The 22,509-nt window shown below is 42.0% G+C and carries 24 protein-coding genes and 1 tRNA gene; 4 read left to right on the plus strand and 21 right to left on the minus strand.

Features of this window, described 5'->3' with window-relative positions; genetic code table 11:
- Positions 1-248: 248 nt before the first annotated feature.
- The 9 genes from THEIN_RS03210 to trmD all read right to left on the minus strand — a co-directional run bounded on the left by THEIN_RS03210 (position 249) and on the right by trmD (position 7,139).
- A complete protein-coding gene (locus THEIN_RS03210) occupies positions 249-1,457 on the minus strand; it encodes a ParA family protein (RefSeq protein WP_217125053.1) in 1,209 nt (402 codons plus the stop codon).
- A gap of 465 nt (positions 1,458-1,922) precedes the next feature.
- Complete coding sequence (locus THEIN_RS03215) at positions 1,923-2,270, minus strand: type II toxin-antitoxin system PemK/MazF family toxin (RefSeq protein ID WP_013907265.1); 348 nt, start codon at positions 2,268-2,270, stop codon at positions 1,923-1,925.
- Positions 2,271-2,480, minus strand: coding sequence for a DUF2281 domain-containing protein (locus THEIN_RS03220; protein ID WP_013907266.1), 210 nt, complete (start codon positions 2,478-2,480; stop codon positions 2,271-2,273).
- Between the two features lie 180 nt (positions 2,481-2,660).
- Complete coding sequence (locus tag THEIN_RS03225) at positions 2,661-4,508, minus strand: DUF6178 family protein (RefSeq protein WP_013907267.1); 1,848 nt, start codon at positions 4,506-4,508, stop codon at positions 2,661-2,663.
- Positions 4,498-4,845 carry a YraN family protein gene (locus THEIN_RS03230; RefSeq protein WP_013907268.1) on the minus strand — a complete coding sequence of 116 codons (348 nt, stop codon included), beginning with the start codon at positions 4,843-4,845 and terminating at the stop codon, positions 4,498-4,500. The genes THEIN_RS03225 and THEIN_RS03230 overlap by 11 nt, the downstream gene beginning before the upstream one ends.
- Positions 4,805-5,467 (minus strand): ribonuclease HII, encoded by a 663-nt coding sequence (locus THEIN_RS03235; protein ID WP_052299030.1) that lies wholly within the window; start codon positions 5,465-5,467, stop codon positions 4,805-4,807. Before THEIN_RS03235 ends, THEIN_RS03230 begins: the two co-directional genes overlap by 41 nt.
- Before the next feature lies 1 nt (position 5,468).
- The gene (gene rplS / locus THEIN_RS03240) at positions 5,469-5,813 is read right to left on the minus strand and encodes a 50S ribosomal protein L19 (RefSeq protein ID WP_408033336.1); all 345 of its coding nucleotides are present in this window, start codon (positions 5,811-5,813) and stop codon (positions 5,469-5,471) included.
- A 20-nt stretch (positions 5,814-5,833) separates the two neighbouring features.
- Positions 5,834-6,412, minus strand: a complete 579-nt coding sequence (locus THEIN_RS03245; protein ID WP_013907271.1) for an RNA methyltransferase — start codon at positions 6,410-6,412, stop codon at positions 5,834-5,836.
- Positions 6,399-7,139, minus strand: a complete 741-nt coding sequence (trmD, locus tag THEIN_RS03250; RefSeq protein ID WP_013907272.1) for a tRNA (guanosine(37)-N1)-methyltransferase TrmD — start codon at positions 7,137-7,139, stop codon at positions 6,399-6,401. The genes THEIN_RS03245 and trmD overlap by 14 nt, the downstream gene beginning before the upstream one ends.
- A gap of 109 nt (positions 7,140-7,248) precedes the next feature.
- Here trmD and THEIN_RS03255 point away from each other — a divergent pair, with 109 nt between their 5' ends.
- Genes THEIN_RS03255 through THEIN_RS03270 form a run of 4 tightly spaced genes read left to right on the plus strand, consistent with a single transcriptional unit; the run spans position 7,249 to position 10,702 of the window.
- Positions 7,249-8,187 (plus strand): magnesium transporter CorA family protein, encoded by a 939-nt coding sequence (locus THEIN_RS03255; protein ID WP_013907273.1) that lies wholly within the window; start codon positions 7,249-7,251, stop codon positions 8,185-8,187.
- A gap of 16 nt (positions 8,188-8,203) precedes the next feature.
- Positions 8,204-8,983 (plus strand): undecaprenyl-diphosphatase UppP, encoded by a 780-nt coding sequence (uppP, locus tag THEIN_RS03260; protein WP_013907274.1) that lies wholly within the window; start codon positions 8,204-8,206, stop codon positions 8,981-8,983.
- Entirely contained in the window at positions 8,976-9,995 is a 1,020-nt protein-coding gene (locus THEIN_RS03265) for a S1C family serine protease (RefSeq protein ID WP_013907275.1), read from the plus strand. The genes uppP and THEIN_RS03265 overlap by 8 nt, the downstream gene beginning before the upstream one ends.
- Positions 9,992-10,702 carry a class I SAM-dependent methyltransferase gene (locus THEIN_RS03270; RefSeq protein WP_013907276.1) on the plus strand — a complete coding sequence of 237 codons (711 nt, stop codon included), beginning with the start codon at positions 9,992-9,994 and terminating at the stop codon, positions 10,700-10,702. The genes THEIN_RS03265 and THEIN_RS03270 overlap by 4 nt, the downstream gene beginning before the upstream one ends.
- 535 nt (positions 10,703-11,237) lie before the next feature.
- Here the strand turns inward: THEIN_RS03270 and THEIN_RS11505 are convergent.
- From THEIN_RS11505 to THEIN_RS03330, 12 genes are all read right to left on the minus strand, one after another.
- Positions 11,238-12,194 (minus strand): CDP-alcohol phosphatidyltransferase family protein, encoded by a 957-nt coding sequence (locus tag THEIN_RS11505; RefSeq protein ID WP_013907277.1) that lies wholly within the window; start codon positions 12,192-12,194, stop codon positions 11,238-11,240.
- The gene (locus THEIN_RS03280; protein WP_013907278.1) at positions 12,191-12,586 is read right to left on the minus strand and encodes a TraR/DksA family transcriptional regulator; all 396 of its coding nucleotides are present in this window, start codon (positions 12,584-12,586) and stop codon (positions 12,191-12,193) included. The genes THEIN_RS11505 and THEIN_RS03280 overlap by 4 nt, the downstream gene beginning before the upstream one ends.
- Positions 12,587-12,596: 10 nt before the next feature.
- The gene (locus tag THEIN_RS03285) at positions 12,597-13,103 is read right to left on the minus strand and encodes a BCAM0308 family protein (RefSeq protein ID WP_013907279.1); all 507 of its coding nucleotides are present in this window, start codon (positions 13,101-13,103) and stop codon (positions 12,597-12,599) included.
- 12 nt (positions 13,104-13,115) lie between these two features.
- A complete protein-coding gene (locus THEIN_RS03290) occupies positions 13,116-13,883 on the minus strand; it encodes an alpha/beta hydrolase (RefSeq protein WP_013907280.1) in 768 nt (255 codons plus the stop codon).
- Positions 13,862-14,347, minus strand: coding sequence for a hypothetical protein (locus THEIN_RS03295; protein ID WP_013907281.1), 486 nt, complete (start codon positions 14,345-14,347; stop codon positions 13,862-13,864). Before THEIN_RS03295 ends, THEIN_RS03290 begins: the two co-directional genes overlap by 22 nt.
- A gap of 518 nt (positions 14,348-14,865) precedes the next feature.
- Positions 14,866-15,522, minus strand: a complete 657-nt coding sequence (locus THEIN_RS03300; RefSeq protein ID WP_013907282.1) for a PEP-CTERM sorting domain-containing protein — start codon at positions 15,520-15,522, stop codon at positions 14,866-14,868.
- A gap of 243 nt (positions 15,523-15,765) precedes the next feature.
- Positions 15,766-17,061: a phosphoribosylaminoimidazolecarboxamide formyltransferase gene (locus THEIN_RS03305; RefSeq protein WP_013907283.1), complete on the minus strand. Its 1,296-nt coding sequence runs from the start codon at positions 17,059-17,061 to the stop codon at positions 15,766-15,768.
- Between the two features lie 143 nt (positions 17,062-17,204).
- Positions 17,205-18,026 carry a polyamine aminopropyltransferase gene (gene speE / locus THEIN_RS03310; RefSeq protein ID WP_013907284.1) on the minus strand — a complete coding sequence of 274 codons (822 nt, stop codon included), beginning with the start codon at positions 18,024-18,026 and terminating at the stop codon, positions 17,205-17,207.
- Positions 18,023-18,457 carry an adenosylmethionine decarboxylase gene (speD, locus tag THEIN_RS03315; protein ID WP_013907285.1) on the minus strand — a complete coding sequence of 145 codons (435 nt, stop codon included), beginning with the start codon at positions 18,455-18,457 and terminating at the stop codon, positions 18,023-18,025. The genes speE and speD overlap by 4 nt, the downstream gene beginning before the upstream one ends.
- A gap of 101 nt (positions 18,458-18,558) precedes the next feature.
- A tRNA-Pro gene (locus THEIN_RS03320) sits at positions 18,559-18,635 on the minus strand.
- A 98-nt stretch (positions 18,636-18,733) separates the two neighbouring features.
- Positions 18,734-20,866, minus strand: coding sequence for a TRAP transporter permease (locus THEIN_RS03325; RefSeq protein ID WP_013907286.1), 2,133 nt, complete (start codon positions 20,864-20,866; stop codon positions 18,734-18,736).
- Positions 20,866-21,837 carry a TAXI family TRAP transporter solute-binding subunit gene (locus THEIN_RS03330; protein ID WP_013907287.1) on the minus strand — a complete coding sequence of 324 codons (972 nt, stop codon included), beginning with the start codon at positions 21,835-21,837 and terminating at the stop codon, positions 20,866-20,868. Before THEIN_RS03330 ends, THEIN_RS03325 begins: the two co-directional genes overlap by 1 nt.
- Positions 21,838-22,509 lie beyond the last annotated feature (672 nt).

Raw genomic sequence — 22,509 nt, forward strand, 5'->3', positions numbered from 1 at the left:
CGCAATCCTTTCCCCCGGAGACTTCGGCGCGGTATACGCACTTCTTGCACGTAAATTCAATCCTGAATCCCATGAGAGTGTCCTCTGCGGTTGTCGCTTGTTTCAGAACCTGTCTGCATAACGCCCAAACTCACCTGCCGCTATGGAGCGCCAGCGGAATAGCGGTCAAGTGCACCCTATTGTTAGAATTTATTTTTTTATATAATCGAAAAACTGCAATAATTTTCACTCAAAAAGTTAAAACAGAATTATATAATTGAGTTAGCAATAAATTGAAGTTGGGCCTTTATTTTTTCTACAGATTGATTAACAGTCGTCTTAACTCTATTTATGCGCATTGTCTCTCCAGCTTGCAGTAGAGTTACTGGCTTTGATAAAGCAGTTGATATGCGTCCAGTTCCTAAAAAGTCGTCTAATAACAGAATATGATTATCAGGATCATCTGTTGTAAAATGTTGAATATTTCTACTTACAATATCTCTAATTTTCTCGAGATAGACTTTGGTCTGTTGATTGGGAATATTTCTCGCCCCAGACCTCGTTGACCATGTACAATGAGTAAGTATGACTAATTGAATTTTAGGGGTTACTCCGTCTTTGGGCATATTTCTACGAAATTCACTTGCGGGATTTTCTAAAACATCTATCAATAATTCTAAAGAGTTTATTGACTGTTGATCTGTTCGTACCGGTACAATTAAAGCGTCTGAAGCGTGCCAACTAAGATGAGTGGCACCAGAAAAGAATGGGGAAGTATCAATTAAAACATGTTGTAAATTATTTTCTTCTAGTTCTCTGTCAATTTCATATTTTAATGAGTAAAGGATATTTCTTAATGCTTCTTCTTGTTGTGAACCCGTTAATGTTTTTGCTTGATTTATTGCGGTAGATAATTGAGATGGTAATAAATAAAGTTCACTTGTTGAAGGGATATAGAATGCATTTTTATTTTGAAAAAATGGATTAGTCGCACCAATTTTCTTGGCTGTTCTTGATGGCTTGCCCAAACCTGGTAAAATATATGGCAGGATTAAATCTTTAACTGTTGTCCTGTTATTAGAAAAATATTGTGAATCATAAAAATATGACAAATTCCCTTGTGGGCAAGTATCAATAACTAACACGTCATTCAATAAATATGATAAATTGAACGCAATTGTTGTTTTACCAATCCCCCCTCTCAAATTACAAATAACATATTTTTTAAATTTAGGTAAATTAAGGGAAGAAATTCGACCAGTTACTATTTCATCTTGTCTATCAATAATTTTTTTAATATTTGCTAATTTGGTCTTTTTCTTTCTAATTGGTTTCATTGCTCTGCGTCCTCCTTTTTGAGGACAATGGTAACAACTAGTTTTCCTGATGTCAAGTAAAATGCGGAAAAATAATTGATGTAATTCTAACATTCCTTTTTGACCTGCGGCTGTGGGTTTAAAAATTTCTTTATTCCCCACCTCCAAATTTAGAATTACGTTACCATATCATCTACTACCTGCCAATAAATCACTCAAAATTAGCCGTATAAAGTTAATAAGTTTGACATAATAATGTTAGAAGATTAGTCATAGCTGCCATTATTCTCCCCTATCTTCTTGTCTATTATATCGGAAAAGAAGAAAAAGAGCTTAAAAATTTTTTTATCCTACTTTGGTTCAGTACGCTTTAAAAAAAAGCTATAAAGGATAGAGAATAATTTTAGAAATTGTGACAGAGATTGCTTCGCTTCGCTCGCAATGACGGAATAAAAAAAACACTAAATGACGGAATAAAAACCCTAAAATGACGGAATAAAAAGCGCTAAACAGGATAAAACCTGCCCACAATTATTCCTTTGCTTCCTTAAGCTCTATAAAAGAGCTGTATCTCAAGATTAGAGAAATTGATGTAAAAATTTACTGAGGTTCCCAAAAAGGTGGTTGTTATGATTCCATTATCCATTTTGCTAATTTTTCTTTAATCTTACGCAACCTTTCTGGAGATATCTTACCTATTCTTCCAATTAATATGTCTTTTTCTACAACCGCAAGCCTGCTTACCCGTATTACACTTTCTGTTTTCAGCCCTGAATCCTGAAAATCACTATCTTTGGGTGTAATTATTTCATCTATTTTTTCATTGTATTGATATACCCTGGAAGAAATCATACATATCAGCCAGTCTTCATAGTCGCCAGGAACTCTTTTTATTACAAGGGCTGGTCTTAGTTTTCCCTCCTGTAAATCTGTTTGTGGAAATTGAAAAAGAACTACATCCCCTTCTTGTATCATTTAGTATTTTTCCTTTATATCATCAAGAGAATATAAAGACTCTTCTGTTTCTAACCCTCGCATGGCTGTTTCAAGTGAAAATTGACTCCACTGCTTTCTTTCTTCTTCATTTACTTTTTTAGAAAGAAATTCTATAAAATCTAATATTTCTGATTGCTTATCTTCAGGTAGTGACTTAACTCTTTCAATTATCTTTTCAGCTAGACTCATAATTCACCTCTATGAAAATTTTGACTTTAATTTATTATATCATAACATTCTTTTTTGAGCTGCGGCCACAGAGATTGCTTCGCTTCGCTCGCAATGACGGAATAAAAAACCTAAATGACGGAATAAAAACCCTAAAATGACGGAATAAAAAGCGCTAACCAGGATAAAACTTGCTCACAATTATTCCTTTGCATCCTTAAGCTCTATCAGCATACATTGGACATAGCGTGGGTCGGGGATATCTTTTTCGTCGGCGAAGGCGAATTCTTCCTCGGCGCGGAAAAAACACAAGTCAAGAAAGCTTTTGAGGTGGTCTTCTTCAACCGGGGCAATTTCTCTGGCAAGCTTTTTAAAGTTCGCAAAAGTTTCTTCTTTTACTTTTTCACGCACCACACTGCGGTTGGACCCCGGATGTTTGGTAAGAAGTTTTGAAATCACTTCTGGCCATTTTCCCTGAACAATGGCTTCAAAGCGGAATTCTTTTTCGGTGAGCCAGTTTCCAAGGGAAGTAAGCACCAGGGTGCTCCATCTAATGTCTGCCGGTTCAAGGAGATTGGTCTTTTTAAGGGCAAGTTCGGCCAGCCATACCGGTGGCGTACCAAAGGCCTTCTGGATAAGAGGCGCCCAGTAGGCAATCTCAGAAAGCATCCTTCTTACTCGCTCTATTTCTTCTAAGCGCCTGAAGAAGCGAAATTCTTCGGCTGTGCCCACTTTTTCAGGCTGAAAAAGCATGATGCGGTTAGCGTCTTTGGCCGTTACTCCCTTAAGGTAAGAGGCATAAGGCTCATCTAAATGGCGAAAAATGCGAGAATCAAGGCCTTCCTGGGTGATAATTTCGTTGGCGTAGCGGCGCAGGTCGGTTATTAGCTTCTGGGCCAGACGAAAAATGTCTTCCAGAAAATAAGTCTCAAGGATTTTTACCGCGGCCTCAATTTGACCGTGAGCTAAATATTCCAGGCCTATGTTCAGGTAGCCGGCCACTTTGTCAAAAACCTTTCGAGCCTCTTCTATATCATCTATAGTGCCTATATCCACGATTAGAACCTTGTTAACCAGCCAGGCAAGCTCTCGTTTCAAGCGCTCTATCTGGCGATAATCCCTGACACGACTTATAGCTTCAGCCAAAAAATCAACGCCTTCGGTTTGGATAGCCGGCAAAAAGGCAGGGGGCGGAGTTTCTTCCTCTTCAGGAGCCGGAAGATAAGTTGGCTCTATACGGCGCAGGTGGTCAGGGGTAGTGGGCGCGTAAATGTCCACGGCTTCGTAATAATCAGGGATTCCCCAGTCAGCCAGGCGCGCCCTACGCCAGCGGTAAGCCAGTTCTTCTATTTCGGCCGGAAGTTCCCAGATAATAGATTCCATCAAATCCCGGTAGCGCGGTTGATCAAACTCCATGAGAATTTCAATCAAACGGCGGGCTAAAGGTTCAAATTTGTCCAGGCGAAAGTTTACGAAATACAGGTCATCAAGGGTATAAGGAGGAAGCCAGTCGCGGGCCTCGGTAAGGTCAACCCCATCAGGGCGTTTATAAACCTCAACCAGGCGCTTCATGAGGGTTACCAGAAACTCAAAATCTACCTGCTTTAACCAACGAGCCACCACGTCTTCGCTGGCCTCAAAAAGAAGGGTCAGCCAGGCCAGAGCTCGCTCTAAAACCAGCTGATCCTTGCGCCAGCAATCAAGATCAAAGAGAAACTGAAGTTGAAGCGGCGTGGCCATGGAAAGGAGGGTTACCGCCTCTTCTGGGCTTACGGCCTTAACCGTCCAGAAGAACTCCTGCGGTGGTAGGGCCTTAACCAGGCGCTCGGCCTGGGGAGAAAGCACTATAAGCCTTTCGCGCACTTCCCAGGGGGCCTGAAGGATAAGGGTAAGCTGCTCACGAAGGGAAAGCCCTTGCATGATTTCTTCGGCCTTTTCAGAAGGGGCGGTAAGTAGTTCTCGCCAGTCAGGAAGCTCTTTTTCCGGCCAGATGGGCTGCCTTTTACTTTTTAAGGCTTTCTCTTCGCGCTCTTTTTGTTTAGTAGTCATCTTCAATCACCCCCTGGTAATGTCTAAGTTGTGGCTTTTTCTCTGAAAAATCAACGGCCACCAGGTCAAAACGTACCTTTTTAGGCTTTATTTTTTCCTGCTGGAGATAAAGTTTGGCCAAAGTCAAAAGTTTTTTCTGTTTAGAAGGGGTTAAGGCCTCTTCAGGTGTTCCCTTGCGCAGGCTTTGCCTCGCTTTTACTTCCACAAAAACCAGCGTGTCTTTTCGTTTGACGATAAGGTCTATTTCGCCGTAACGCGTGCGCCAGTTTTGGGCTAAGACTTTGTATCCCTTAAGTTTAAAATAACGACAGGCGAGTTCTTCCGCGAAAGAACCCAATTTCTTCGGATCTTTGGGTTTCTGAAATCGGCTTAAAAGAGTAACGATGGAAGGGAGAAGGGCCATGGGCTTTTAGGGCCTCCAGATGTTGTTTGGTGGCGTAGCCTTTATGTTTCTCAAAGGCGTATTCAGGAAACCTTTGCGCCGCCTTAATCATAATATGATCCCGGGTGACTTTGGCTACAATTGAAGCCGCGGCAATGGACTTGCAAAGAGCATCACCATCTACGATGGCCTTCTGCAACCCCACCCAGGGAGTAACAAATTTTCCGTCAACCAGGGCAATTTCCGGCCGCGGAGTTAAGGCCTCAAGGGCCTCAGCCATAGCCTTGAGGCTTGCCTTAAGAATACCTATCTCGTCAATAACGTGGTTTTCTATCTGGGCCACGGCCCAGGCGATAGCTTCCTGAGTAATCAGACGATAAAGTTCTTCTCTTTTTTCTGGAGTGAGGCATTTGGAATCAGCCAGATCGGGATGATCAAAATCTTGAGGCAATATAACCGCTGCGGCCACCACGGGGCCAGCGAGAGCCCCGCGGCCTACTTCATCCACTCCGGCAATGTATTGGTAACGCCGATAAAACTGCTTTTCTTTTTCCCAGCGAACAGGTTTTACGAACAAACTAGCGTCTCTCCTTAATCCTTGCCGCTTTACCGGTACGACCACGGAGGTAGTAGAGGCGCGCCCGACGCACTTTACCCTTCTTGACTACTTCTATTTTTTCCAGACGAGGAGAATGCAAGGGAAAAGTGCGCTCAACGCCAATACCGTAAGAAACTTTACGCACAGTAAAAGTGGCGCCCGTGCCAGAGCCTCTTTTTCTGATAACCACGCCCTGAAAGACCTGAGTTCTTTCTTTGTCTTCCCCTTCTACGATACGAAAATAAACTTTCACTGTGTCTCCAGGGCGGAAGTCAGGGAGATCTTTGCGCAGGTATTCGTTTTCAATTTCTCTTACCACCGGGATCATGGTTTCCCTCCTTGTTTCTATTCCTTCCACCAGGTTTCGCCAAGCAGGCGATCTAATATAATAGCCGCTGCCGCGCGAACCGAAAGGTGGTTATAATCACTTTGAGCCCCTTTTACCGGCTCAAGTATATAATCACAATCATCTAGCAACTTTGGGGCCAGGCCCCAGGCGGTTCCTAAAAGTAACAAAGAAACTTCACCTTGCCAAATAAGTTTTCGCATAGGTAAGAATTTAATATTAGCATAATCTTCACGAGCGTCAGTACCTATCAGTATCGGCCGCTTTCCTTCTATTTCTTCAATCTCTTTTAAAACCAGCTTGAAAGAAGGAACAACCTTTAAAACTTTTAAGGCCTCTTCGCGATCGGGGTTATATACCCTACCATAGCCACTTTGCCAATAGGTAAGAAGCTCTTCCACGAGTTCCCTTTGTTCCCTTAAAGGCTGAACCACGTAATAACGTTTAACGCCATAGGTACGGCAGATGCGAGAAATATCGTGAAGGTCAAGATTAGTCACCGAAGAAGCAATAATCTTTCCTTCTTTATTGATTACCGGATAATGTATTAGAGCTACATAAAGTTTAGGGTCGCTCATCTTTTTCCCAGCCAAATTCTTTGAGAATCTTTTCGTCTTCAGGGGTGAGTTTGGCTTTTTTTAATAAATCTGGCCGGCGTTTCAAGGTGGCTTCAAGAGATTTCCGGCGCCGCCAGACCTCAATACGGGCGTGGTCTCCAGAGAGCAAAACCTCTGGCACCTGGTAACCCATAAAATCGCGCGGCCGGGTATATTGAGGATATTTAAGGAGCCCTTGGCTAAAAGATTCTTTTTCTACCGAGTCTCTTTTACCTACCACTCCTGGCACAAGCCTTGAGACCGCCTCAATAATCACCAAAGCCGCCACTTCCCCCCCAAAAACCACGTAATCACCGATAGAAATTTCATCGTCAATGAAATGCTCCCTTATGCGTTCATCAATGCCTTCGTAACGACCGCAGATGAGTAATAGATGGTCTTTCTCATAAAGTTCTTTTACTATTTCCTGGTTTAAAACCCTACCCTGCGGTGAAAGATAAACCACATAAGGGTGTCCCTCTTCTTTTACCTTTTGGATAGCCCGGTAAAGGGGCTCAGGCTTAAAAACCATGCCTTCTCCGCCACCAAAAGGACGGTCATCCACCATCTTGTGTTTGTCAAAAGCAAAGTCACGAAGATTTAACAAATTAACAGTAATAAGCCCCTTTTCTCGGGCCTTTTTTATAGCTCCTACTTCAAGAGGGCTTTCAAAATATTCAGGAAAAATGGTTATAATATCGTATCTCATTCTTTTCCTCTGTTGCCTGGCTTTTTATTTTGTGGTAAACGACAAAACAAATTTTAGCACTTTTAACTTTAAAAAAAAACGGTAGTCCAGTGAACGAAGAAGGTCGATCTTGCTACGTATTTATCGCGCTGAAAAAGGAGTGCTTTCTCTTGCGCCGCAAATTGAGCGGCCTTGCTGGGTTTGTCTAACCTCCCCCACTGAAGAAGAACTTCAGTATGTACAAGAATCTTTAAAGGTCTTTCCGGAATTTTTGCGCTATCCCCTTGATGAAGAAGAAATTCCTCGCATAGAACTTGAAGAAGACCAGCTTCTTATTATTCTTCGAGTCCCTGATCCACGCCACGAAGAAGGTTTTATCCGTTATGAAACAATCCCTATAGGCATAATACTTACCGAAGAAGCCATTATTACGGTTTGTTTAAAAGAAAACCCTGTCTTCGAAGATTTTCTAATGGCCTTAAATAAAGTCAAAAACTTTACCTTGGAAAGACCTATCCCTTTTCTTTTTCATTTCTTCTGGTGTATTGCCACTATTTATCTGCGTTATCTTAGATTAATAGACAAACTTATCACTGAATACGAACAGGAACTTTACCGTTCCATGCGGAATAAGGAACTGTTAAAGCTTTTAAACATTGAAAAAAGCCTGGTTTATTTTAACACCGCCTTACGAGCCAATGACATTGTTTTAAGCCGCTTACAGTCTGGTCGGTTTTTACGTCTTACTGAAGATGACTTAGAGCTTCTTGAAGACGTCCAGATTGAAAACCGCCAGGCCATTGATATGGCCAAAATATTTAGCGACATTTTAACCGGCACTATGGATGCTTACGCCTCAGTTATTTCTAATAACCTCAACATGGTAATGAAGTTTCTTACCTCAGCCACCATAGTGCTTATGCTCCCCACGCTGGTGGCAAGTATTTACGGCATGAATATCCAATTACCTCTTCAAAATTCTCCCCATGCTTTTGCCATTTTGATGACTATTTCGTTTATTCTTTCGGGTATTGTAGTTGCCCTATTTATCAAAAAACGTTTATTTTGACTGAGGGAAACCATCCATGACTTATTTAGAAGCTATAGCTTTAGGAGTTTTACAGGGAATTACTGAATTTTTACCTATCTCAAGTTCCGGCCATTTAATACTTGCGGAAAAATTTTTTCACATTAAAGGAACAGGCCTTACCTTTGACGTCTTTCTTCACCTAGGCACCCTTCTAGCCGTTCTTATCTATTTCTGGCAGGACTGGTGGAATATCCTTTCTTTCAAGCGAGATAAGAAGCACAATCCCCGCCTTTTATTCTATTTAATTTTAGCCACTATTCCTGGAGTAATAGCCGGCCTCTTTTTGGAAGACGCTGTGGCTACTGTGTTTCGTTCGGCTGAAAGAGTGGCTTTTATGTTAATAATCATGTCCATTCCTATGATTTTGGCAGAAATATTTTCCCGTCAGAAAGAATCAGTTTATCAGCTCAATTTACCTAAAGCCCTGATTATTGGCTGTGCCCAGGCCCTGGCCGTAATCCCCGGCACTTCTCGCAGCGGGATTACCATGTCAGCCGGCATGCTGGTAGGCCTTAAAAGACCTGAAGCCGCCAGATTTTCTTTTCTACTTTCTGCCCCCATAATAGCTGGAGCAGGCTTTTATGAAGCCCTTAAAGTATTGCAGGGCGGAGAACCTTTCAGTATCGTATATGTAATTGGCTTTTTGGCTTCGTTTATTTCCGGGCTTGCGGTTATAGCCTGGCTTTTACGCTTCCTCAGGACTCACACTTTTTACCCATTTGTGGTATATCGAATATTGTTAGCGGTATTTATTTTGTGGAGGCTTAATGGTTAGATTCTGGGGGCTTATTTTTATCCTTTGGCTGCTATGGCCAGCCTATTCTTTTGGCAGTTCGGCCCTTAATCGTGTTTACAATCAGGTTGTTACCCTGGTTGCCGCTCCTGTTAACGCCGATTATTTGAAATCTTCAGAAGTTCCCAAACAGGTAGCCTCAGGTGTTTTTGTCTCGAGAGATGGCCTTGTTCTGGCCCCTGCTTATCTGGTTCAAGGAGCCCGCTGGGTGGACGTAATTCTCCCGAATGGGACCTTTCTCGGAGGAAAAGTTTTAGGTGTTGATCACCTAAGCGGCCTTGCCCTTCTCAAAGTCAATTATTCTTATCAAAATTTGGGTGTATCCATTAGTAGGCGAAGGGTTCAGGTAGGAGAAGACATTTTTTTAGTAGGACGCCCACGATTTAAAGCCAGCTTAAAAGCCGGCAAGGTGATTGAAAATCCGGTAAGTGTGAGTTTTTCGTTTGGAACGCTTGCTAGTTTTTACGCTACCAATCTCTCTCTTGCAGGTATTGGTTCAGGGCCGGTTTTTAACGCCAGAGGAGAATTAGTAGGCTTTGCCTTAGACTTACCCAATCTCCACTTTGCTGGAGGTTTGAAAATTGTACCCTCTCACCTAATCCGTCCGGTAGTAGCCGCTTTATCCGAGAAAGGCCAGATGGTATGGCCTTGGCTAGGTGTGGAGGGGCTGCCACTTAATCCTACCCTCGCTAAAGTATTGAAACTACCTTTTAATCAAGGACTTTTAGTGACCAAAACCCTCCCGGGAAGCCCGGCCAGGAAAATAGGCCTGCTCGGCCAAAGGAAATCTATATCACTCGGGAATATCATTTATCCCGTAGGAGGCGATATAATTGTTAGCGTAGCGGGAAGAAGAGTTGGCTCTCAAGCAGATTTAGAACGAATCATTTTTGCCAAGAAACCCGGTGATATAGTAACTATAAAGTATTGGCGGGGTAAAAAATTTCATAATGTTAAAGTTTATTTAGGAAAAAGGAGTTTTTTACAGCCATGATTCAGGTACCGGAAAACATAAAACCCATTTATGATAAATTGGCCAAAAGATACACCCTCGAAGTAGAGCCTTTAAACATTCGCGGAAAAGTTTTAAACATTATTAAACCGGCCAATATTGAAGAACTCATCTCTGAGGATTCACTTGAAAAAGTAGAAAATTTCCCTTTTTGGATAAAGATCTGGGAAGCGGCCATAGTACTGGCCGATTTCATGGCCAGCATGAAACCTGTAAAAAGGGTGCTTGAAATTGGAGCTGGCCTTGGTGTGGTAGGGCTTACCGCTGCTCTTTTCGGCCACGAAGAAGTAGTTATTACCGACTTTGAAGACGAATGTCTTGATTTTTTGCGCTTAAACGCCGCCTTTAATAAGCTTGATAACGTAACTATTGAAAAGCTTGACTGGCGTACCCCCAAAGAACTTGGCCAATTTGATATTATTGTTGGGGCGGAAGTGGTATTTAGCGGCCGCTTATTTGAGCCTCTTTACCAGCTTTTTCACAAATACCTGGCCCCAAACGGAGTAGTTTACCTGGCCCACGATAAAGAGAGAATGCGCACCCTGGCGCCCTTCCTTTATCTCGCCGAAAAGGAATTTGAACAGGCCGTAAGTCAGAGAAAACTACGCACTGATGACGAAGTTTACGAAATTATCATCTCGCGTCTGATACCCCGGCAAAAAACTATGGAAACCAAAAGCTCAGCTTAAAAGCCATTAGATTGTTTCGCTATTTAGTGTTTAAAGGCCTTTGCAAAATTCAAAATAACATAGATAGATCACCACGGCGCCATCGGCGTCTCGTGACAGGGATTGCTTCCGCTGCTGACGCAGCCTCGCAACGGAAAGTGGGAACGCATCTCACAGTAACTGCCCGTTGTCACTGCAAGCCCCTTCCTTTGTCACGGTGAGCCTTTACCTTCTTGTCACTGTGAGCCCTTTCCTTCTTGTCACTGTGAGCCCTTTCCTTCTTTGTCACTGTGAGCCCTTTCCTTCTTTGTCACTGCGAGGAGCCAAAGGCGACGAAGCAGTCTCTGGGATTGCTTCGGCCTCTAGCGAGACCTCGCAATGACAGTGTTAAATTAAAACCATACAATGAATCAATTGTCGCCTATTTAGTGATTCCATTAGTAATCAAAGGAGACTTCGCCCTCACGGCTTAAAAGGCTCGCCATAGGTAGTCTCATTATCGCTGAAAGTAGAACCCTGCGGCTCACACAACGTGTGATTAATCGTTCAGAACGGATTAATTTTTGAAAAGGGCTGGACGGGCAGCCATAAAAAGGCTTACATTCTCAAAAATCAAAAAAACTAACGCCGCGAATAAATAGGCCGGTATTAATTCCTCAATAAGCAAGCTAAAAACAGCTAAAACAAAAAACACTATCGGAAAAATTTCTTGAATTTTACCTCTTTTAAAAAATAATAGACCTTCTCGCAAAAATATTAACACTACTACCAAAGGGATGAGTATCCAGAAATCTCCGGCCTTATTGGCAAAGATTATAATGATTGCTGGCCAAAGGGCGCCAGGAATAATCTTTAAAAAATCTTTTAAGCTAATTTGGGATAAGGCCAATTTAAGATAATCTAAAGCAGAGAGCCAAGTTACCCCAAGGGCTACTAAACTCAAAACCAGAATAAGGTGTTTTAAAGAAAGAAAAGATAAACAGGGTAAAGTCAAAGATAGAAAGATTACTATTAAAAATTTGGCCCCTTTTAACCTGGCAAGAATTCCTCCCAACAATAAGATAGCTCCAGCGCCTAAAAGAAAATAAACCGTATATGCCGAAAAAGTAACAACAGCTACTACTAATGCGGCCACAAACATCTGGATAGTGGTCTTCATTTTGGCCAGCCAGGTAACAGGAAGAGCCCCAGGCACTTTTCGTCTTAAAGAAGAGACCAAAAGTTCTCTTACAAAGATAGCTGCAGCCACCCAAATAGGCATAAAGCCCAGATGAGAAAGAAAAGTATAAAGAGCTACGATAAAAATCTTGTCAGCAATGGGATCAAGAAAAGCGCCGAGCGGGGTGGAACCATGCCTTCTGGCCAGCTTCCCGTCTAAAAAATCCGTAAGGCCAAGAAGAGAACCAATGCCCAGGGCCGTGAGCTTGGCCTCTGGGCCGCCATAAAGCAAAATACAGGGAAGCGGTAAAAGAATTATCCTCAAAAAAGTTAGATGATTAGCCGTTACCCTCATTCAATAGCTTTCAACTTTTCCCATTTTTCCTGACATTCCCGGCAGCGTGCCGCCCAGGGCATAATCTCAAGTCTTTTAGTCCTAAGCCACTTCCCACAATCAATGCAGCGACCATACTCACCTAGCTCTATACGAATGAGAGCCTGTTCTATTTCTTCAAGTTCTCTAATTTTAGGTTCAAGAGAGGCTAAGACTAAGTCTTCTCTGAGGTCAGCCAGAGCCAAGTCTTCTTCCTCACGCACCGTGCGAATTAGATCTTGATACTCTTCCCCGGCCTCGCGTTCAAGGGTATCAGCCACCTCACGCCATAGTTCTTTCTTTCTTTTAAGGAGTTTTTCTTTAAAATATTCAATCTCTTCTTCAGTAAGGGGGCGTCTTTCGTGTTTAGACATAAAAATCCTCCTATCTCTGCCAATAGACCCTCACCAACTTGTTTCCTTCTGACCATTTGAAGGTAAGATCTCCCTTGTAAGCCTTGTATACAGCACGCCCTAAACGCTGGGCCAGATTTTCCGTGGTCGTTTCGATGACCGTGCGGCCATCTTCTTCATACATGGAAATTATTTGCTGAAGAGGATTGTTTTGCCGCGCTCTTTCGTATTCGTTATTTATTACCCTTAAAATTTCGTCACGATGCTTTTCAAAAAATTCACCGGAGAGATAAAGATATCCCATAGGATAACGGTCAACCGCCTTACGACATCCCGGACACAAAAACTTAGGGACCAAATCGCTATCTTTAAACTCCTGGTAAAACTCCTCATCAATCAACCAGCGTTTATCACGAAAGACCGCGTGACAACGCGGGCAGATTGCCTCCCCCGAAGGATATTTTTTAGGAAGATAGGGATCATCTGTGGTTTGAAATTCCTGGGTCTCTGTAATCCACTTACGCCCTTTTCTGCCCATAGAAACCTCCTTTTAATGATGGGTTTTACGGCGTCCGAAACGACTAGCCAACCTGTTAAGAAGCTCAGCTATGGTTTCCGCATAAAGGGGGCCGCCTTTTTCTATAGTTTCTTCTCGCTTAAAACCCGGCATAATCAAAAGCCTTTTATTCCTCGCTGCTGTAAAGATAAGCACTTTTTCTGCCTCTGGTAAGGAGACTTCTTCATCTTTTTGGGCTTGAAAAACAAGGAGTGGTTTGCGCCACTTTTTAAATTTTTCAATAATCTCAAATGGATCTTTATCCGTATTTAAGCCCCGATGGGCCAGCCAGGAAATACCATCAACAACTGGACTATCCAAAATAAGGGCTGTAACCTCATGAGGGAGTTCTACTGCCAGAGAAAGGGCTACCCCTGCCCCCAAAGAGCGCCCCAGAAGAGACACCGGCCCTTTGCGGCCTTTTTCGGCAAATTTATCACGTAAAAAGAAAAAGGCTTCTTTGGCGTCGCTAAAAATGTTTTCAAAGGAGGCCTCACCAGGTAAGCCATGGGCTCCCCTATATCCTATAACTCCGAACGAAATATCATGCCCCAAGAAATACTGGCCAAGTTGATTGTATTTATCAACGGGCTCCTTTTCGGCTATAAAGAAAAATAGAATCGGCGCGGCTGAGGAAGCCAAAAAGAGCCTGGCCGGTAGTTTCCCTCCCTGCAAAGGAACTTCTACATCCTCTGCGCCGGTAGGAGGTGGAGAAAGGGGTTCCTGAGGGATTAAGTCCATTAAATTGGTCTGTCTTTCCATTCTTCTTCAAGCCTCTCTATTTCTTCGTCTTTTTGTTTAACCTGCTCTTCCCACGCCTTGCGACGCTCATAAAGGGCTACTTCAGCGGCTATAAGCCTTTCTTTAAAGCTAGGGTGAGAAAGGTAATTAAGGGCCGCCTCCAGAAATCGGCTCTTTAGCTGTTCAAAAAGGGCTTCACATTCTCTTTCATCCACAAAGGTTCTTTCTTTACGGTAGCGGTAATAAACCTTGCCCTCTTCTTCATCGCAAAAAACCTCATAAAGTTCCCGCCGTGAAAAGGCCTCGGGAGGCGCTTCAACCACTATCTGGGCAAGCATCCCCACTAGCCAGCGATCTCCCGCAAGTCTCCGTGAATAATCCCATATTTCAAGCACCAGGCCGTTTTCAAGGTCAATCTTTTCCACCAGACGGCCTGGCCAACGCGGCTCATAATTTTTGCTCGGAGGCAACCATTCGTAGGGCACAAAACCCTCCTTTCAACCTGAATTTAAGACATTATCCTACGGAAAAATAAAAGTGTCCAGTTTAAGATTTACTGAGGGCAAAAAGAAAGTTTGAGAGGTGAGAATAAATTAAAATCTACAGAGACTTTGCCAAAGTTTGAAAATTAAATAGATCACCGTAGCGACTACGTCGCCTCGAGAGAGATTGCTTCAGCTGCTTCCGCAGCCTCGCAATGGACTCGCTTGATGTCACGGCGAGCCATTGCCAGTTTGTCACTCCGAGGAGATGTCTCCATTTTGTCACTGCGAGGAGCTTTTAGGGAGATCCCTTCGCTGCGCTCGGGACAGGCGTAGCAGCCTCTGGAATATTACCAGCAGCCATTTTTGCTATAAGCCATCTGCCACTTTGTCACGGCGAGCTCCCTGTGGGCGAAGCAGTCTCTTAAATAAGCCATTTTGTAAGGACCTTTAAAATGAGTGCTTTGCCCCCGGTTCAAATTAATCTGCCCTGGGAGCAAAGCACTTAACCGCGACAAATATTACTTCTTATGCCGCAAACGATAAGCTAATAATGAACCACCAGCCAAAGCCAGTAACAGGATGGATGAAGGTTCAGGAATTGGGTTAAGGCGGACAGCGTCAATATAAACCCATGATTGGATAATGTCGTCTCCTGTATTTCCAGCATATATTGTAAGCGTTAGAGTATCAAAGGGATAATTTGTCAAGTCGTAAGTAAAAAGTTGCCAGCCGGTAAAATCAAGAGAAGTTTCATCTCCTGTAGTATCTATGTCTCCGGCATTGATAGAAAGAACTGGATTGCCATTAATCTGTATTTCAAAACCAGGCTCGTCCCACCCTGCAAAGTCCCAAGTGTAATAATTGTAATAAAGGCTTAAACTAGCCATTCCTGAAACGTTTATTATCTGCGAAATCCAGTTGTTAGTATAACCTTCTGTACCTCCTTCACCGGTAAAATCATTTGTATCATCATCATTAAAATCTACTGTTCCTATCCAGGCAGCGTAAAGACCTTCAAAGACAACACTACTTTGAACTCCTGCCTGGCCACCAGCAGCCCATCCTGTTAAATCTCCTGTCTCAAAACTGCCATTAATTATGACTGCCTGGACCGATAAAGGTAACACCAAACATAATACCAAACCAAAAACTAACCCCAAAATACCCTTCTTCATAACTTTAACCCCTCCTCTCTTCTTCTTTATTTTTCTCAAATCAAGCAAAATTAATGCCAGAAAATTTTCTTAGTAAAATCTAGGGCTTCTGGGAGGCTAAAACTGAAAAGAGAAAAAAATTTCCCTTTAAATAGATTTAAAGGGAAATTTAGTGGAAAATTTTTTCCAAAATTAGGCTCTGGATGGAAAAATTTTTCCACTCAAACATAAAGGGACAGGCAAAAGTTTGCCTGTCCCTTGTGCTTAGTGTTTAAAAACTCGCTGGCCGGTGAAGAGCATGGCCACGGGGGGATCCGCTTCGTTGCAGGCCTCAATGGACTCCCAGTCTCTAACCGAACCACCCGGCTGTATAATGGCCGAAATACCTTCCTTGATAGCCACATCTACAGCGTCCCTGAAAGGGAAAAAGGCGTCTGAAACCATCACCGAGCCGGGAAGGCCGGCCCTCTTGGCCCTGGTTTCTTCGTCTATTTCTATTTTCTGGGCCTCGGGCCTGAGCCCCTTTCGTATTTCAAGCTCAAGTTGTTTATAGGGAATTCCGTAGCGGTCATAACAAAGGAGGTCAGCATACTTGACATAGGCCTTGAAAATGGCGATTTCCGTAACGCCGACCCGGTCCTGCTCTCCGGTGCCAATAGCCACGGTGCAAAGGTCTTTTACGAAAAGAACGGAGTTCGAAGTTACGCCTATCTCTACCGCCCAGCCGAAGATCATATCTTCAATCTCGCGCTCGGTAGGCTCTCTCTTGCAGCGCACTTCCGTACCGTCAGGTTTTTTGGCCACCGCTGGTTTCAGATCTTCAGGCCCTCTAACTTTATTAACCTGGGACTGCTGAACAATAATGCCACCGTCAATTAAGCTTTTAAACTCAACGACCCTTTTACCCCAGTATTCTTCAAGCCTGTCTATCCGTTTGATACGAATTATGCGAAGGTTTTTGCGTTTTTTGAGAATCTCAACCGCCCCTTCCTCATATTCCGGCGCCGCCACCACTTCAAAGTATTCCCGACTAATAGCCTCGGCGCAGGCCTTATCCACCGAACGGTTAAGAGCAATGGCGCCACCGAAAGCGGCAATTCGGTCTGCCCGATAAGCCCTGATGAAGGCCTCTTCAATGGTTTCACCATGAGCCACCCCACAAGGGTTATTATGTTTTACGATTACACAGGCTGGCCGCTTGGCCAAATAACGTAAAATATTGAGAGAGTTATCCACATCGGTAAGATTGGTTTTACTAGGGTGTTTACCAAACTGGAGCATGTCTTCTTCAGATAGGCTTGAGACAAGGCCAAGGCCCGGCTCTATATACTCACATTCACCCAAAACCAGATTACCTCCTACCAGCTCGTAAAGAGCTGCCTCCTGATCAGGGTTTTCCCCATAACGCAAACCGCGCTCCTCAATGACCCCAGGCTCTACTTCTATCTTCCAGGTCCTTTTGCGATAGGTAAGGGTTTGGTCCCCAAAAGTTATCTTGATTTCATCAGGGAAATGGTCAGAAACAATGGTGCGATACATTTTTTTGATATCTTCGCTCACGGCACCCTCCTTAAACTTTTTTCTTCTTTAGGCCTACCCCAAACTTAAAATTTTCTCAAATGTTAATATCAAAAAATTTAAAACGGGATAGAAACAAAGTGGTAATAAAGACAAAAAATCTATAAAAATAATTAATTGAACGATTATTGTTTCAACAGATCCTGCCACCAGGAAGGAATGGCAAATGAGGCCTGGTGCACCGCGGGGTTATAAAACTTGCCGTGATAAGACCTTCTGGGCTTACAAGCAGAATCGGTTTTGCTTCCCAAGATAAAGGCAATTTCATCACCATAGCAGGGAACGGGGGCCCTGAGTATCTCTACCACAGGAAAGGCTTTTTGGGCCCGATGGTAGGCCATAGGTAAAGTTTCAGGAAAAAAACGAGGAATACTTGCCTGTTGAATAAAACAACCCTTTGGTTTTAAAACTCTGGCTATATTCTTGTAAAATTCTTCGGTATAAAGAACCACGGCCGGGCCAATTGGGTCTGTACAATCAACTATCACCAGGTCATAGGTTTCTGCCGGGGCTTCAGCAACAAATTTAGCTCCATCTGCTATGCGAAACTCTACGCGAGGATCACTATAATCTCCAGCTATTTCTCGCAAATACTTTTGGCAGGCCTTAAATACTTCCTGGTCTATTTCCAGTTGAAGAATAGACTTTATTTCTGAAATCTTTTGTAATTCGCGTATGACACCACCGTCTCCCCCACCGATAACAAGAACTTTTTCAGGTGGGGTTTCTAAAGAGGCCGCCGGGCAAAAGACAATAGTCTCGTGATAAATAAATTCGTCTTTTTCAGTAAATTGAGTTATCCCGTCAAGAACGAGGAAGCGCCCCCACAGCTCGTTTTTATAAATCAGCAAATGCTGATAAGGGGTGCGCTTCTCGTAAATGGGGATAACGTTATACCCGTGCGAATAATGCGGTGTGATTTTTTCGAACCACCAGTAGCGAGTCAAGTTTCCTCCATTTCAATAAGTTGTCCCCGTTTCATTTCCAGGGCGTGAACATAATGAGGCTTAAAGGCTTCCTTTAAACGCTCAAAAATCTCGTAAGCCTCTTCATCACTTCCGGCAAAAATGTCAATGGCCGCGTAACCATTTTCCGGCCAGGTGTGAATAAAGATGTGCGCGTCTCCAAAAGTGGCTTTAGCTGAAACGCCATAAGGAGAAAACTGGTAGCTAATTACCTCTCCCTGTTCATCGTGGTAATCGCCGCTTCCGCCGTAACGCAATGCCTTTTCTACTACTTTGGCGTCAGCCAGCAAATTAAATGGAGACTGCCACATCTCAACCAAAAGATGCGTAGAAATAAAACCTGTTTCAGTGGCCTTTTGGGCCCCCTGGGCGGGAAACCTGTCAATCTGGCAAACTGTTGCTGGTGCCCGCATTATTCACCTCCCCCCAGGCCAAAGCCCGGTTTTATTAGTTTTCCATAATAAATTAAGGCCCCCAGTTTTTCCCAGGAGCCTTACAGGCTGAACTAAGCTAATGGTCGGGACGGGCGGATTTGAACCGCCGACCCCCTACACCCCAAGCAGGTGCGCTGCCAGGCTGCGCCACGTCCCGCTGCGTCCCGATCCCGACAAATCTATAGCCACCTTAGGCCGTTTTGTCAACCTTTATATCTACTAACTACTAACCTCGGTGGACCATGATCTTTGAAATTATTCTTTATCTCGGCTCCCCAAAGGACTCTTAAGTAAAAAGCTCTCAGGTATAGTTGCTTTTTGCCAGAAATAAATTAACGCCCAAATAGCCATTCCTATAACAAAAGAAAGATACTCAGAGGGCATATCAAAATACCGATGGGCGAGATTGGGAACCAAGAAAAGGAAAGTAGCAAATAAAAAAAGAAGGCGCTGAATTATATTTAGTTTTTTCAATAGAAAACCCTGTACAGCAGATGAAAAACTCAACATTCCCATAAGGGCCATACCAAAAATAAAAGCTATTTTAAGTGGATTCTTGATGAACGTGACCTCGGTAAGATCCCAGCTATTTACTGAAGAAATTAATAGTAATTCCGTATTAAAGAAAAAGGCAAAAGGTAAAATGGCTGTTCTTATATCATAAGAAAAACCTTGGACACCAGTTTTTATAGGATTCGACTTAGCTATAGCGGAAGCAGCATAAGCAGCTATACCCACAGGAGGAGTGTCGTCAGCTAAAATTCCAAAATAAAATACAAAAAGATGAGCAGCTAATGCAGGAATAAGAAAACCATTGGCTTGAGCAAGTTGAAGAATAACAGGAGCTGCCAATGAAGATACTACAATATAATTTGCAGTAGTGGGAAGCCCCATTCCCAAAATCAAAGAAATAATAGCAGTAAGGAAAAGAATTATAAAAATATTTCCTTGAGAAATAGTATCAACCACATCTACAAGAACCTGGCCTATCCCTGTAATAGTAATACTTCCTACTACTATTCCTGCTATAGCTGTAGCCAGAGCAATTGGAATCATATTTCTGGCCCCAGTTACCATACCATGGTAAATATCTATGAATCCCTGTATAAAATCTCTTTTATTCAAAGGTTGTTTGGCAATTATCTTTTGAAAAATAGGCTGAATTATCATTAATACCATCATTACCCAGATAGCAGAAAAAGCAGACATTTGAGGAGATTGCCTTAAAATCATAAGTACATACAAAAGATAGACAACTGGAATAAAATAATGTAATCCACTAATGAATGTTTTTAGTTTAGGGGGCAATTTAGAAGGATCTTCTCCTCTCAAACCTAATTTCTTAGCTTCTAAGTGGACGATATAAAGAAGACCTATATAACTTACAATGGCAGGAATAGCCGCAGAGATAACAACGTCCATATAACTTAAACCAAGAAATTCAGCTATAATAAAAGCAGCAGCACCCATCACTGGAGGCATAAGCTGTCCATTAGTAGAAGCGGCAACTTCTACAGCAGCGGCTTTTTCGGGAGGAAAGCCCGCCTTTTTCATAAGAGGGATAGTAAACACTCCCGTGGTTACTACATTAGCTGTAGAACTTCCACTAATAATACCGGTTAGGCCGCTGGCTACTACAGCAGCTTTAGCCGGGCCACCGACGTATCTACCTAATAAAGCGTAAGCAAGTTTGATAAAATATTCTCCAGCCCCCGCTCTCTCAAGTAGAGCTCCAAAGAGAACAAAAAGGAAAACAAAACTAGCGGAAACACCTAAAGGGACTCCAAAAATGCCTTCGGTGGTTAAATAAATTTGACCGATTAGCTTCTCTAATGGCACATTTTTATGAGCTATTAAGTCGGGAAGATGTTCACCCAATTTATCATAAAGCAAAAAGGCAATAGCAACTAAGCTAAGAGCAATTCCTATTGCTCTTCTGCCGGCTTCAAGTAAAATAACAATAAATATTATACCTATCGCAATGTCTCTTAAAAGATAATCTCCAGCTCTGTTGGCAAGACCTGTAAAATCAATAGCAATATAAGCAGCTCCAATCATTCCTATAATAGCTAAAAGATAGTCATACCAAAAAACTTTCTCTAAGTATTTCTGTTTTTTCTTAATAGGATAAATCAAAAAAGTAAGGAATATGGCAAAGGCCAGATGAACACTTCTTATAATAGTGGAATTAACTGGAAAATATGATACGTATAGCTGAAAAACTGACCAACTAAAGGCAATAACAGATATGAGAGGGGCAAGAAAGGTATTTTCAAAAGTCCTTTGCCCCTCTAGCTCAATAAGAAGTCTTTCTTCTAAATCTTTGTCTATGTGGAGCGAGGCGCTTTGCTTTTCGGCCTCCTCCACATCTTTCCTTAAATCAGTCATTACAGAAGCCCTGCCTCCTTAAACGCTTTTACAGCACCAGGATGCATCATACTTTTATCAAAACCTTTAAGAAGGTCTTTTTTGGTAAGATGTTTGTATGCAGGATGCATTTTTTTGAAGGTATCAAAATTATCAAGAATTACTTTGACCATATTGTAAACAATCTTAGGATCCATCTTATCACTAGTCACAAGAATTGCTTTTACTCCAAAAGTATTAGTAGGATGATTTACACCCCTATACATTTTGGCAGGAATTGTTCCCCAAGCATAATATGGTTTATCTTCGACTAGTTTTTTAATACAAGGGACATTATCTAAATTAATCAAATCAATATCAACTGAGTTAGCCGCGTCTTTAATATTGGCTGTGGGATGGCCTACCATATAAAAATAACCTTCTATTTTTCTATCTTTTAATGCATTAGGACATTCGCTTGCTTTCAAATATTCTGGTGTGATATCTTTGAGACTTACTACGTTTTTACAATATTCAAAAATAGCTCTTGAGGTAGCTTCTTGGCCGCTACCAGGATTCCCTATATTAATAGTTTTACCTTTAAGATCATAAAAACTTTTTATTCCGCTATCTTTTCTTACAACTAAAGTCATAAGTTCAGGATGAATAGACATTACCACTCTTAAATTTTTGATAGGCTTACCTTTAAAACGGCCGGTACCAGTAAATGCCTGATAGACAACATCACTTTGAGCAATACCAAAATCAAGTTCTCCTTTTTTAATCATATTTACGTTATATACGCTTCCACCAGTAGATTCCACAGTGCATCTCACACCGGTAATCTTTCTCTCTTTGTTCATTAAACGACAAATAGCGCCACCAGTAGGATAATAAACACCTGTTACACTTCCTGTACCAATTGTTATAAACTTTTGAGCACTGGAAACTACTGGAAAACATAAAACAAGAGTTATTAAAGCTAAAACAGCACTCCATCCTTTCACGTTCATAATAACCTCCTTAATTTTTATTTTTATATGGCTGCGAACAGAGTTGTTTAAGAGAATTTGGTTTGTTTAAAAAGCCTTAACAGAAATTTAAAAAAATTTCAAGCTTTTCTTGAAGGCCTTTGTTTTCAATAAACTCTGGAACAAAACAGTTTTTTATCTAGCTGTCTCTCAATTTTGTCCTTTGTAATTTTTGACATTTTTCAGTCCAAATTTATTTAGCTTTACATAATATATTGCAACTTATAATCTATTTATCAAAAACTGAACTACAATAGTTATCTAAATAACAAAATACGATTTATATTTTCCAGATACTACGTAACTTCATAACAAAATTATTACAATTAGTTATTTTTATATCGTCAAGAAAGGCAAAATAATAATGAAGTCATTAAATAGGCGACAATTGAGTCATTGCGAGCAAAGCAAAGCAATTCTTGTCCGAGCGCAGCGAAGGAGTCTGTGAGACTGCTTCGGCCTCTAACAAGGCCTCGCAGTGACAAAGAGAGTTACTTAGCCTTAGCGATTATGTTAGCGATGACACTTTGTTAATCTAAAAATGCTCAGATTAATAATAAAGATATGACTTGAAACTATATAAACAATAAAAACTAAAAAGAATATATAAGATAACTACCTGAGATTCGTAACACTTGTTTTAAAATTTCGATG

The sequence above is a fragment of the Thermodesulfatator indicus DSM 15286 genome (assembly GCF_000217795.1).
GTDB classification, from domain to species: domain Bacteria; phylum Desulfobacterota; class Thermodesulfobacteria; order Thermodesulfobacteriales; family Thermodesulfatatoraceae; genus Thermodesulfatator; species Thermodesulfatator indicus.